This is a genomic window from Gelidibacter algens (assembly GCF_001678675.1).
In the GTDB taxonomy this organism is placed as follows: domain Bacteria; phylum Bacteroidota; class Bacteroidia; order Flavobacteriales; family Flavobacteriaceae; genus Gelidibacter; species Gelidibacter algens.
Genome location: NZ_LZRN01000040.1, coordinates 23,912 through 37,649 on the forward strand (window position 1 = coordinate 23,912; position 13,738 = coordinate 37,649).

The window sequence follows — 13,738 nt, forward strand, 5'->3', positions numbered from 1 at the left end:
TTAAATATTCGAATTTGTCATTCCACTTTAGTAATTTTCAAGACAGGTACTTCTGATTATACCGATAATGAGACACGAATATCATCAATTATCACGAACTAATTCATTAGAAATTGGTGTTTCCGTATTGAAATTTACAAAAAGATGATACACCCATAATCGATTTTAAATCCATTATTGATACCCTAATGCCACTAACTATAACATAAAAATTGAAGGTAATTTATACTTGAAAATTGAAATTTCTAAACCCAAAATAGATATCGAAAGTGATATTTTCAGATAAAAAACGCAACTAATACAAAAGTATTATTGAAGGTTCCACGTGGAACACTCGAGTTTGATTTCATAATTATCTGCCCATATACACCAAGAGAACAGAAACATCACTAGGTGATACGCCACTGATTCTAGATGCTTGAGAGATGGTGCGAGGCTTAATCTTCTCTAACTTCTGTCTTGCTTCTGTGCTCATAGATTTCATTAGGGAATAATCAAAATCGGATGGAATCTTAAGGTCTTCCAAACGGTTCAGTTTCTCAGCGTTATTCTTTTCCTTATCTATATAACCAGAATACTTTACTTGTATTTCGGCCTGCTCTATAGTTTCCTTGTCAAGATCATGCCCTTGTATGTAGGCCTCTACACTATCAATTTTCCGTATATCTTCCATAGAGATATTTGGTCTTGCAAAAATTTTAAACAGCTTTCCTGATTGATTCACAACGGCCGAATTATTGACTTCTAAAATGGGGTTGATATCTTGAGACTGGACACTCGTGTCTTTAAAGAATTCTACAAACGCCTCTGCTTTTGAATGTTTTTCTTCCATTCGTTTAAGACGTTTTTCACAAACCAACCCAAGCTCATATCCTTTAGGGGTTAATCTCAAATCAGCATTATCCTGACGCAAAAGCGTCCTATATTCTGCTCGAGATGTAAACATTCGATAAGGCTCTTCAGTGCCCTTGGTAATCAAATCATCCACCAAAACACCAATATAGGCTTCATTACGCTTTAATGTAAACTCGTCTCTTTCCTGAACTTGAAGGGCTGCATTTATACCCGCCATCAATCCCTGAGAAGCAGCCTCTTCATAACCTGTGGTTCCATTAATTTGACCAGCAAAAAACAGACCTCTTACCAGTTTCGTTTCTAGTGTGTGTTTCAATTGTGTCGGTGGAAAATAATCATACTCTATAGCATAACCAGGCCTAAAGAATTTCACTTTTTCAAAACCCTCCACAGATCGCAATGCCTTAAATTGGACATCCTCTGGTAGCGAAGTTGAGAATCCGTTGACATACACCTCAACAGTATTCCACCCTTCTGGCTCAACAAATAACTGGTGACGATCTTTAGTTGCGAATCTATTGATCTTATCTTCAATAGACGGACAATAACGTGGTCCTGTACTTTGAATCCTACCATTAAACATTGGCGAACGGTCGAACCCTTCACGCAATAAATCATGAACTAGCGGACTGGTATAACTCATATGACAATCACGCTGATGAGTCAATGGTTTCGTGACGTCAGAATAAGAAAACTTTTCCGGAACCTCATCACCGGGTTGCACTATCATTTTTGAATAATCCAATGACCTTCCGTCTACGCGTGGTGGAGTCCCTGTTTTCATCCTGCCAGATTCAAAGCCCAACTGAACGAGCTGCTCAGTTATACCAGTTGCAGCCCTCTCACCTGCTCTTCCCCCTCCAAAGTTCTTATCTCCTATATGAATCAATCCATTCAAAAAAGTACCATTAGTAAGAACAACAGATTTGGCTCTGATCTCTAAACCTAGTGACGTCCTTACACCAACAACTTTATGATTTTCCACTATCAATCCTGAAACCATCTCTTGATAAAAATCAAGATTAGGCGTGCGCTCAAGCATCAATCTCCAATCTTCAGCAAATCGCATCCGGTCACTTTGAACCCTCGGACTCCACATTGCAGGTCCCTTAGACTTATTCAGCATTTTAAATTGGATAGCAGACGTATCACTCACAATGCCACTATACCCTCCCAAAGCATCTATCTCACGAACTATTTGCCCTTTCGCAATTCCACCCATGGCAGGATTACAAGACATCTGCGCAATATTTTGAAGGTTCATCGTAATCAGCAAGGTAGCACTTCCCATGTTGGCAGCAGCAGCCGCAGCTTCACTCCCTGCATGCCCTGCGCCCACAACGATTACATCATATACATTCTCAAACATAGTTTGTAAATTTTAATTTATCAGTGTTCCACGTGGAACATCATATAGCTCTAATCTCTAACCGACGATAACTGCAAATACCACCAGATATCACCTATCCATTACAGGCGAAAAGAAAAGTTTGCAAATATACGTTGATTTCAAGATAGTCAGTCGAGCTGTGCTAAGTAGTAATTTTCTTTCGAACGCATCTCAGCCTCGTCTGCTTCGCTCTTGTCTTTGTAACCGCAATAATGTAGAATTCCATGTATCAACACCCGACTCATTTCGTTCTCAAAACTTACCGCATAATCTTTGGCATTCTCCCTTACGCGCTCAGCAGAAATATAAACATCACCGTTTATTTGCTTCCCAAGAGTATAGTCAAAACTAATAATATCGGTTAAAGTGTCATGATCTAAATACTGCACATTCAACTTTAAGAGATATGCATCATCACAGAAAATGTAATTAATTTCACCTTCGTTGAAGCCTTCCTCAGTAATGGCTTTTGCTATCCATTCAGACAACTTTTGCTCATTGTCCAATTGTAATTCTGTTTCGTAATTATAACTAATCATTCTCCTTTTTAAAATACTCTTGAACCTTCTTCTTATAAATTTGCTGCAAAGGTAAGGCTTGCCTATTTAATATTTCAGTAGTATTAAAATATTCTTTGGCTGTAGGAATTTGATTGTTAGAGGTGTTCTCAAACTGCTTCAAATTGGTATTAGACTCTCGCCTATTTTCTTCTCCTTGCATAAAGGTGGCATTCTCCAGTTTCAACAGTTGATGCTGTAAACTCATCATCCGCTGCAAGGTCTGATTGGTAAATCCTTTATTGATCAAATCTGATTCAATAGCCTCCATTTGCTTCAAGAGATTTTGACCTTGAACCGACTTACCCATTTCTTGTAATTTATTTTCTAAAGCCTGCCGTAACTGTTGCTGTTGTTGGTAAATACGATAAAGTTCACCATTCATAGTTTCAGAAGAGCCCTCACCTTCTCCGTCAGATGTACCCCCGTTCCCTTCTTTTCCTTCTTTACCAGACTTTCCATTCTCTTTCTCACCTTTTTCACCATCACCGTTCTCATTTCCTTCCCCATTTTTTGGTTTACCCGAGCTACTCTTTTTTAAGCCTTCTTCCATCTGTTTGTTCAATTCCTTCTGACTCATAATAATATCTGGCAATTGCATCCCTTCACCTCCTTGTCCTTTCCCCTTTCCTTGTCCGGGATTCATTGCCGATTCCATATTGTCCAAAATATCACTTAAATAACTAGCCAAATCATTGGTAGCCGTAATAGTATATTGTTGCGTCGCCACCCCTTGATAGAGTAAGTTCTCAGAAAGTTGTCCCATAGACTTGTCTATGTTATAAAAAACGTCAGTTATCTTCTTATTGACATCCTCTGACAGTTTCGGCTGGCGAAGGGACAATGCGAACAAACTATCATCGATATGCTCAAAATGCTCTCTTAAGCTACTTTGCTTGCGTAGAAATTTACCATATTGATTATGGTTTATTTGAATGCTTTTAAATTGATTCATCAAACCCTCTTGATCAAATGAAAACAACACCAAATTATCCAAAATTTGGCGTAACATTTCTGCATCTTCCTGCATTTGTTCTTGACCTCCAGACATCATTGACTGGCTCATTTTAGCACTCATTTGCTTCATTTTCTTTGCAGCGTCTTTTTGTTTTTGTTGCGCACTCTTTTGCTTCTGATCAACAGTATTTTGGTCATTCTTTTCTTCTGCATCTTCTTTCTTTTCAAGATCCTCAGATGCTTCTTGTTGATCTTTTTGAATTTCCTTTTCTGTCTCTAAGTCCTGAGGCACATTCAATGGTTTCTTCAAGGCCTTATTCTCTTGTTGCAGTTTATCCAATTCCATTTGGAAATCTTCAAAGTCCTCATTTAAATCATCCTGCTTTTCTTTAGTATTCTCCTCTTTATTTTCTTTGGACAATTCATCTTGATCTTCAGCCAATTTTTCAAGATCTTCTTGCAACTTTTCTGCTTTCTTTGCCACATAATACCTTTTGGTCAATTCCAACAATTGCTGTAAACTCTTTTGTTTATTCTTATTTTGCTTGGCAAGGTCATCCAATTTTTCAGTCAGTTCTTCCTTTTGGATTTTATCTTGAAGCGCTTCAAGTTCCTTTAAAAGTTTTTCGTCCTTTTGCAGTTGCTCTTCATTATCTTTTAAACGCTCTTTAAGATCTTCTTTAAATGGATCGTTCTCGGTATTTTCCTTTTGGAAATCCTCAAGATTTTCTTTGAGTCGTTTATTGAAATTTTTCATCATCTCCTCTTGCTGCTTTTGACGCTGGATAAAACTTTCAAGTTTTTTTTTGTCATTGAAATTGAGCTGTTCTTTTTCCTTTTGAGTTTTTGATAATTCTTCCAACTGCTTCTCCTGAAGTTTCATTTTTTCAAAAGAATTGTCCAAATTTTTAATCGTTTCATTCTGCTCCTTCAATTGTTTAACCTCTTCTTCATCCTTAGTGAGCTTTCGATAAGTATACACATTACTTTTTACACTCTTAAATTTATGAATGGCATCATTATCAAATACTTGAAAGTAAATTTCGTAAGTGACACCCTCTTCTAAAAACAAATTATTGGGGAAAGCACTCACAAATTCAGCAAAATTTGACTGGACGACAGGAATGTCTTCCATTTTTTTATCAACTTCATTTTCTGCGGGATAGTACACCAATTGCAATTTGCTCAAGCCATAATCATCACTAGCCTGGCCGTAGAAGTAGAGTGATTGCTGGTCAATAGAATCTAGTTCAACCTTCATATTAAGTTCAGGGTACGCATCTTTGGTGACTTGAATACTATATGCCAAATTTTCATAGTTCTTCAGCGATTTGTTACTTGTCGCAATATTGTATTCCAAATTTGAATAGAGACGTTTGGAAATTTCAAAGCTACCCTCGCTTTTGATATCAAAATCCAAAGTATCATTAGCATACATGACCACTTGCTCTGTAGAGCGGGTCTTGATTTTCCAAGTGATAGCGGTACCTTCAGGGACAGTCGTATTTCCTGTACTTTTCAAGACCTCATCTACCCTATTGGTATATGACGGATAATCCAAGACCATCTCAAAATTCACCAACGTGGGCACGTTAACAATATTTAGTTCATAAGGTTTTGAGATCACACCATTCGCTGAAAGTGTAAATGAAACGTCGTTCTTTAATTGCGGAAAAATATATTCAAAGGCTCCTGGAGCTGTTGGTCTTAAAAAATAAGTTTCACCCAAATAGTGGATTTGAGCATTTTCTGGAACAACCTTCCCTGCAGTTTTTACAACCAATTTAAATTCTTTGTTTTCTATAGTCTGAAGCTGCTCATTTACCACAAAAAACTGAAAAGGTGCAGGTGGTTCATAAGCGGTTTTATAATTGACCACACGTTGATAACTGTCACTGAACCAGTTAAAATGCCCAGTAAAGAACGTAAGTAGTAAGATTAATACAGGAATGGCCGCATATTTCAGATAAACAAGGCTTTTTCTAAAATTAACAGCCAGTTTAAAAGGCACAGGATGTAATTCCGTAGATTTCTGTTCAATACTTGCCATTAAAAGTTCTGACTGTTGGGAGGTTTTTTGAAGTTGGAGTACGTTCAGTAATTTGTCATTGACCTCAGGAAAGTGTTTGCCAATTATCTTGGAAGCCTCCTCAAAGTCGATTCCATCCTGAAATTTAAATAATTTTAATAATGGCCAAAGTATAAACCTCACAAACAGGCCCAATTCAACTGCAACAAAAACCCAAAACAAAATGGCCCTTGCCGTTGGATTCAGCCATAAGATATACTCAATAAACAAGGTTATCAAAAGATATATAAACCCAATGGCAAAGAAAAGAATGCTGCCTTTTAGCAAGTCGTTAGTGTAGTAACGCCTGATAAACTGTTCGAGTTTGGTTTGTATGCTGCTGAAATTGTTCATAATCGCTTTGAAAGACCTAACTATTTAACTTACTAAACTACAATTTTATTTTAACCTATAATTGCCTTAATTAGATAAGCTTGTGTTAATTTAGAGCAATCAATGAAAGTTTTTTGCGCGTCCGGTTGCGAAACCATGACTTCAAACTAAATCACTATGGACTAAAGTGCCATAGATTTTTTAAAACAGACTGAAAGTCTGTTGCATTCGTGAAATTTACAGTAAATGATTTACGACTGTATTTTCAATGAACCAATGAATTCGTGAAAATTCGTGAAATTCGTGTCAAAATTTTTAGAAGCTAAAGCGAGATGCACTAAAGTACATAGTTTTAACAAAATCTGAGACCAATAAAATTAGGTCAATAATTTTCTTAGGACTGTCATTCTAGTCTAAAATGAGCTTTCCTTCGGTACGTGAACAAACATAAATTATCCATGAAAGATTTAAAATATTTATCGGCATTTTCTATTCCATTTATGGCGTTCTTGGGATTGTACTATCAAGGTCTTTTTAGCTTCATAACGCCAATTTATGCTTTTGTAATGATTCCAATTCTTGAAATACTATTTCCTGTTGATACTTACAACATCTCCAAAGAAGAATCTGAAAACCTCTTAACAAAAAGAGTTTTTGACTGGTTTTTATATCTCAACTTACCAATCGTTTATGGCTTATTGATTTTTTCTTTTATTACCGTAAGCACGGTATCTTTAAAAATGTATGAGTATGTTGGACTGATCCTATCCGTGGGTATTGTTTTAGGCGTGAACGGCATCAATGTCGCCCATGAATTGGGTCACCGACAAAGTACTAATGAACGGTATCTCGGAAAAGCGCTCCTACTTCCTGCCCTATACATGCATTTTTATATTGAGCATAATTTTGGACATCATTTACATGCCGCTACAAAGGAAGACCCTGCAACAGCACGTTATAACCAGACTGTCTATAGCTTTTGGATCACTTCCGTTTTTAGACAATATGCAAACGCATGGCGCATCCAAATAAATTTATTAAAAGGAAGAAACGCCGCATTCATCAGCAGTTATAATGACATGTTGTGGTATGCTTTATTGCAAATCGCTTATTTGGTTACTGTGTTTCTAATATTTGGAAACGCGGCTTTTATTTTTGCCCTTTTCGCCGGAATTGTTGGTTTTGTATTACTAGAAACGGTGAACTACATTGAACATTACGGACTTATAAGAACCAAACTGCCCTCAGGACGTTATGAGCGCGTGTCTAAAATCCATTCCTGGAATTCCAATCATGTAATAGGTCGCATTGTACTTTATGAATTGACACGGCATAGTGATCACCATTATAAGAGCACAAAAAAATACCAGATTTTAGACTGTCATTTAGAGAGTCCGCAAATGCCATTTGGATATCCAACATCGATGGTTTTGGCACTTATGCCACCACTTTGGTTTGCTATTATGAACAAACGGATTCCACATGAAATGGTTTCTCCCTAATTAAATCAAAAACAGATATAATGTTTCTGTAAAGGTTTCAATTATAAAAGATTTTATGTCTTTTTCTCCATTCTTTTTTCCCTGTTCTAACATCTCAACTATCTTTGTAAGCATAAATCAAACAAAATGACTGATCACGTTCGTGTGCGTTTTGCACCAAGTCCAACAGGACCGCTTCATATTGGTGGTGTCCGTACCGCTTTATTCAACTATTTATTTGCGAAAAAACACAATGGAACTTTTATTCTGAGGATAGAAGATACAGATCAAAACAGGTATGTAGAAGGTGCTGAAAAATATATGATTGACGCTTTAAATTGGTGCGCAATCTCTTTTGACGAAGGTCCAGGTAAGAATGAGAAATTTGGTCCTTACAGACAAAGCGAACGCAAACATTTGTACAGAGATTATGCTGAGCAACTGATTGCTTCTGGTAATGCCTATTATGCGTTTGATACTGCTGAGAGTTTGGAACATTATAGAAAAGATCATGAATCAAAAGGGAAAACCTTTATCTACAATTGGCATAACAGAAAGTTATTGTTGAACTCCGTGTCACTTTCCAAAGAAGAAACTCAGAAAAAAATAGACAATGGTGACGATTATGTCATCCGATTTAAATCACCTAAAAATGAAACCTTGCACTTAACAGATATGGTGAGAGGCGACATTACTATTGATACCAATATTTTGGATGATAAAGTATTGTTCAAAAGTGACGGCATGCCCACTTACCATTTGGCCAATATTGTGGACGACCATTTAATGGAAATCTCCCATGTGATCCGCGGTGAAGAATGGCTACCTTCCCTAGCCTTACATTATCAATTGTATGATGCGTTTGGATGGGACAAACCTCAATTTGCACATTTGCCATTGCTTCTTAAACCGACAGGAAAAGGGAAGTTGAGCAAGCGTGACGGTGATAAATTAGGCTTTCCAGTATTTCCTTTGGAATGGAAAGATCCGCAATCTGGTGATATTTCGCGTGGTTATAGAGAAGACGGTTACTTTGCAGATGCTCTAGTCAACTTTTTAGCCTTTCTGGGATGGAATCCAGGTACAGAACAAGAGCTTTTTTCTATGGAAGAACTAACGCAAGCATTTGAATTGGATCGTGTCCATAAATCTGGAGCACGCTTTGATCCTGATAAAATTAAATGGTACAACCATCATTATATGCAAATGCAAAATGATGACGAGCTGGCCGAAGCTTTTAAAAATAATCAGCCTGAACTCAAAGATATTGACGTCAATTACGTGTCGTTGGCTGTTGGAATGATTAAGGAACGTGCCACCTATATTTCTGATTTCTGGGACTTATCTTCCTTCCTTTTTGAACCGCCTAAAAGCTATGATGAGAAATCATTTACAAAAATCATGAACAATGACGCTCGCGAATTGATGAGTGAGTTGGCTCAAATTATCAGTCACAGTTCTGATTTTACGGTTGACAACATTCAGACAGATGTCAAAACTTGGATTGGCAAAAAAGACGTCAGTTTTGGAAAAGTAATGCAACCGTTGCGCTTGGCTTTAGTTGGTGCCATGCAAGGTCCTGATGTTTTTGAAATCATGTTTATGATTGGAAAAGCTGAGACTGTTCAACGCATTGAAAATTTAGTGCAGACCTTATAAATTTAGAGTTTCAATTAAAAAATATAGGCTTAGTTCAGCATAATTGAACTAAGCCTTTTTTTAACGTGTAGAATGCATTAAATAGGTTTCGGGGCTACAAGTATAATAGGTAAAATGCCTGAGCTTTTAAGAAAAAATAGAAGTTTCCGAGCAATTATAGTTTAATTTAGTATTCTAAATTATTTAACCCTAAAAAAACATACTATGTTCCCATTTGTTTTCCCAATTATTGTCATATTTCTATTCATCATATTCCTGTCCTCATTTTTTACCGTAAAGCAACAATCTGCGGCTATTGTTGAGCGTTTTGGAAAATTTTTGAGCATTCGTCATTCTGGTTTGCAGATGAAAATTCCAATTGTAGATCGTATAGCAGGTCGGATGAGCCTTAAAATCCAACAGCTTGATGTGATTGTAGAAACCAAAACCTTAGATGATGTTTTTGTACGTTTAAAAATCTCTGTTCAGTTTATGGTGATTTCAGAAAAAGTATACGACGCCTTCTACAAACTGGATTATGCACATGATCAAATTACAAGTTATGTGTTTGATGTGGTGCGTGCCGAAGTACCTAAAATGAAATTGGATGACGTTTTTGTCAAAAAAGATGACATTGCCATTGCCGTTAAAACAGAATTGAACGATGCCATGTCAGACTATGGTTATGACATCATCAAAACCCTAGTGACAGATATTGATCCTGATGCACAAGTGAAAGCTGCCATGAACAGAATTAACGCTTCTGAGCGTGAGAAAATCGCTGCTCAGTTTGAAGGTGATGCTGCTCGTATTTTAATTGTAGAACGTGCCAAAGCAGAAGCAGAAAGCAAACGCTTGCAAGGACAGGGTATTGCTGACCAACGTCGGGAAATTGCACGTGGTCTTGAAGAATCGGTTGATGTTTTAAATCGGGTGGGTATCAACTCACAGGAAGCTTCAGCATTAATTGTGGTGACACAACATTATGACACCTTACAATCTATTGGGGAACACGTGAACAGTAACTTGATTTTGTTGCCAAATTCACCCCAGGCTGGAAGTGACATGTTAAATAACATGGTGGCCAGCTTTTCAGCAAGTAACCAAATTGGTGAAGCTATGAAAGAAGCTAAAAACAAGAAGAAAGAAAATGAAAAGAAGCAGTAATAAATCTCAAAAAGGAAGGAGTCTCAAAACAAAAACTAGTCATTGAGAATTGAATATTTAAGAAATGGTCTCCAATTGGAGTCCGAAAGTAAAAAAGAGAAAGAGGCTATTTCATGAATTATGAGACAGCCTCTTTTTTATTTATTGCGCTTTCTTGAATTTTTTGACCAGTTCTTTTAAACTGCTCAAATAATTCTTAAAAGTTTCAATAATTACCTCAACATCGGATTTGTCAGCTTCATGGAGCGTCATCGTGTTTTCATCCAAATATTTTTGATACGCAGGATAATTATCTTTCCGATCTCTTGTCATCTGTGTGTTTTCAGCTTATGATAGTCCAATTCGTACTGTTCCTACCAACTTTCCTCAACACCTACTCCATCTGAACCTGACGTGTGTGAAAACAGACATACATTATCAAATGGAAAATATTGTTGGTATACCCTTTTATAGCTTTAAGGATGCATGACTCAAAACTGCATTAGTTAAGTCTCTTTAAAGTCTAGAAATGTTTTTTGACTCCGTAACCAAAGCCTCATTAGTATCCTCTAATCCAGAGGCAACAAAGGTGTTAATATCTTCATTTTTGTCTAGACCTTGTTCCAATAATACCCTAAGCGTAATCATAGTGGCAATACGCGTGCCCACTTTTTTAGCTGCTGTATTAAACCAAGGATGCAAGTCGTCATAACTCACATTTTTTGCATGTTCTTGGATTTCAGCTTTCGTTTTTAACTGTTTTTCTTCGGGAAGATTGGTGTACTTTTTTCCTAGTTGCTGAATGATATCAATCGCCTTTCGCTGTGGTTGGTTATTTTGAGCTTTTGATTGTTTCTCAGATTGTTTTTCACCACTCCCAACACTTTGTGATTCCTTGGCCCAAGAATCACGTAAGCCAACTGTTTTATTGAACATTAGCTTTTCAGCAGATGAATCTTTGTCTACATTAAAATAGCCCAGGCGTTGAAATTGATAACGCTCTCCAATTTTTGCGTCTTTTAAACTCGGTTCTACATATGCTGTTATAATTTTTAAGGATTCCGGATTTAAAAACTCCATAAAATCCTTTTCAGGATGTGCATCTGGAGACTCATCCATAAACAGACGGTCATATTCACGAACTTCAGCCTTAATAGCATGCTTAATAGACACCCAATGTAAGGTTCCCTTCACTTTTTTAGAAGTATCTTCAGTATAGGTACAGTGAATTTCAGTAATGTTCCCAGCAGCATCCTTAACCACACGTTCACCTTTAATGATGTAAGCATTTTTTAAACGCACTTCTTTCCCTAAGGTCAACCTGAAATAGTTGCTGCTTGCTTGTTCTTTAAAATCGTCTCTTTCAATATATAATTCTCGAGAAAAAGGTACTTTCCTGAAACCTGCACTGTCATCTTCCTGATTGTTTTCAGCTTCCAACCACTCCTCTTTTCCTTCTGGATAGTTGGTGATTACCAATTTTACGGGATCCAAAACGGCCATAACTCTTGGCGCTGTTTTATTTAAATCTTCTCTGATACAAAATTCTAACAATGCCACATCAATAACATTATCACGTTTGGCAACCCCAACAGTTTCAACAAATTTACGAATAGCATTGGGTGTATAACCACGCCGGCGCAAGCCAGAAATGGTAGGCATACGCGGATCATCCCATCCGGAAACAATGTTATCTTCTACCAATTTAAGCAACTTCCGTTTGCTCATAATGGTATAACTCAGGTTTAAACGCGCAAATTCGCGTTGTTTTGGACGTATGGTGTCTGATGCGACTACTTGGTCCAAGAACCAGTCATAAAGCTCTCTGTGAGGCTTAAATTCAAGCGAGCATAAACTGTGCGAGATACGTTCTAGGTAATCACTTTCGCCATGCGTCCAATCATACATTGGGTAAATGCACCAATCGTTACCCGTTCTGTGGTGATGTTTTTTCAAAACACGGTACATCAATGGGTCACGCATCAACATGTTGGTATGTTTCATATCAATTCTGGCACGCAACACATGAGAACCTTCTTCACATTCCCCATTTTTCATTTTTTGGAAAAGTTCAAGATTTTCGGCAATACTTCTATTGCGATATGGTCCATCCACTCCCGGTTGGGTTGGCGTTCCCTTTTGCTCAGCCATAGCTTGAGAAGATTGCGAATCCACATAGGCTTTCCCTTCTTTAATAAGATAGACGGCCCAATCATACAACTGTTGAAAATAGTCAGAAGAATACAATTCCTTGGACCAGGTATAGCCTAACCAAGAAATATCCTCTTTAATGGCATCTACATATTCTTGTTCTTCCTTAGCAGGATTGGTGTCATCAAACCGAAGGTTCACAGGCGCATTATATCTTTCACCCAAACCAAAACTAATACCGATGGCTTTGGTGTGGCCAATATGTAAGTAACCGTTAGGCTCAGGAGGAAACCTAAATCTGAGGTCATCTTTAGACATTCCGTTGGTCAAATCTTCTTCTATAATGTGTTCAATAAAATTGAGTGATTTTGATTCTTCTGACATAATACGCTTACTTATTTCTTATTCATTAATGTCTTTAAATGCGCAATACGCATCCAAATGCAAAATTAGGGATTTTTTTAGTTCTATAAATGCCTTATTTTTGTGGCTATAAATGGAATTATGGGCATTATAAAAGTTGAAAATATCAGGGTTTTTGCACACCATGGTTGTTTAAAGGAAGAGACAAAAATTGGTAGTGACTATCGTGTAGACCTTAAAGTGAAAGCAGATTTGCAACCCTCTGCAACCACAGATAAATTAAGTGATACTGTGGATTATGTTTTGTTAAACAAGATTATCAAAGAAGAAATGCAGATCCCATCCTATTTGCTTGAAACGGTTGCCAAACGTATATTGAATCGTATTTTTAGAGAAGACCAGTTGGTTACAAAAGCCACGGTTTGCGTGAGTAAACTAAACCCTCCTATTGGTGGCGATGTGGAAAAAGTGACCATAAAAATGACAGAGAGGCGAAAAACATAGAACTATATAGCTTACCAAGTTTATTTTTTTTACTATTTGCACTTCCAAATTTGGCATCATGGCCGAGTGGCTAGGCAGAGGTCTGCAAAACCTTCTACAGCGGTTCGAATCCGCTTGATGCCTCAAAAACCTTCAACTTTTGTTGAGGGTTTTTTATTTCCAATTTTTATAAAAAATTGATTAAAGTACATAAACTTCTACAGCGGTTCTCCCGATGCGTCGGGACGCTTGATGCCCCAAAAACCTAAAACTTTTGTTTGGGGTTTTTTAGTTTTCCTAATTTTATTAAAAATTA

9 protein-coding genes and 1 tRNA gene are annotated in these 13,738 nt (G+C 37.2%); 5 read left to right on the forward strand and 5 right to left on the reverse strand.

Annotated elements, in window-relative coordinates; genetic code table 11:
* Positions 1-352: 352 nt before the first annotated feature.
* The 3 genes from mnmG to A9996_RS15505 all read right to left on the reverse strand — a co-directional run bounded on the left by mnmG (position 353) and on the right by A9996_RS15505 (position 6,181).
* Positions 353-2,224: a tRNA uridine-5-carboxymethylaminomethyl(34) synthesis enzyme MnmG gene (mnmG, locus tag A9996_RS15495; RefSeq protein WP_066437107.1), complete on the reverse strand. Its 1,872-nt coding sequence runs from the start codon at positions 2,222-2,224 to the stop codon at positions 353-355.
* A gap of 149 nt (positions 2,225-2,373) precedes the next feature.
* Complete coding sequence (gene ybeY, locus A9996_RS15500; RefSeq protein WP_066437110.1) at positions 2,374-2,784, reverse strand: rRNA maturation RNase YbeY; 411 nt, start codon at positions 2,782-2,784, stop codon at positions 2,374-2,376.
* On the reverse strand, positions 2,777-6,181 hold the full coding sequence (locus A9996_RS15505) for a coiled-coil domain-containing protein (protein ID WP_066437111.1): 3,405 nt from the start codon (positions 6,179-6,181) through the stop codon (positions 2,777-2,779). The genes ybeY and A9996_RS15505 overlap by 8 nt, the downstream gene beginning before the upstream one ends.
* Before the next feature lie 437 nt (positions 6,182-6,618).
* Between A9996_RS15505 and A9996_RS15510 the strand changes: the two genes are divergently transcribed.
* From A9996_RS15510 to A9996_RS15520, 3 genes are all read left to right on the forward strand, one after another.
* Positions 6,619-7,662 carry an alkane 1-monooxygenase gene (locus A9996_RS15510; protein WP_066437114.1) on the forward strand — a complete coding sequence of 348 codons (1,044 nt, stop codon included), beginning with the start codon at positions 6,619-6,621 and terminating at the stop codon, positions 7,660-7,662.
* A gap of 126 nt (positions 7,663-7,788) precedes the next feature.
* Positions 7,789-9,300: a glutamate--tRNA ligase gene (gltX, locus tag A9996_RS15515; RefSeq protein WP_066437117.1), complete on the forward strand. Its 1,512-nt coding sequence runs from the start codon at positions 7,789-7,791 to the stop codon at positions 9,298-9,300.
* 204 nt (positions 9,301-9,504) lie between these two features.
* Entirely contained in the window at positions 9,505-10,446 is a 942-nt protein-coding gene (locus A9996_RS15520) for an SPFH domain-containing protein (RefSeq protein WP_066437120.1), read from the forward strand.
* Between the two features lie 141 nt (positions 10,447-10,587).
* On the opposite strand, the gene A9996_RS19945 is transcribed toward A9996_RS15520, so the two are convergent.
* Together A9996_RS19945 and A9996_RS15525 are read right to left on the reverse strand one after the other, a co-directional pair.
* Positions 10,588-10,758 carry a hypothetical protein gene (locus A9996_RS19945; protein WP_157487232.1) on the reverse strand — a complete coding sequence of 57 codons (171 nt, stop codon included), beginning with the start codon at positions 10,756-10,758 and terminating at the stop codon, positions 10,588-10,590.
* A gap of 183 nt (positions 10,759-10,941) precedes the next feature.
* Positions 10,942-12,960, reverse strand: coding sequence for a glutamine--tRNA ligase/YqeY domain fusion protein (locus A9996_RS15525; protein WP_066437121.1), 2,019 nt, complete (start codon positions 12,958-12,960; stop codon positions 10,942-10,944).
* A gap of 120 nt (positions 12,961-13,080) precedes the next feature.
* Here A9996_RS15525 and folB point away from each other — a divergent pair, with 120 nt between their 5' ends.
* Positions 13,081-13,443 (forward strand): dihydroneopterin aldolase, encoded by a 363-nt coding sequence (gene folB / locus A9996_RS15530; protein WP_066437123.1) that lies wholly within the window; start codon positions 13,081-13,083, stop codon positions 13,441-13,443.
* A 52-nt stretch (positions 13,444-13,495) separates the two neighbouring features.
* Positions 13,496-13,566 (forward strand) — tRNA-Cys (locus tag A9996_RS15535).
* The last annotated feature ends 172 nt before the right edge of the window (positions 13,567-13,738 follow it).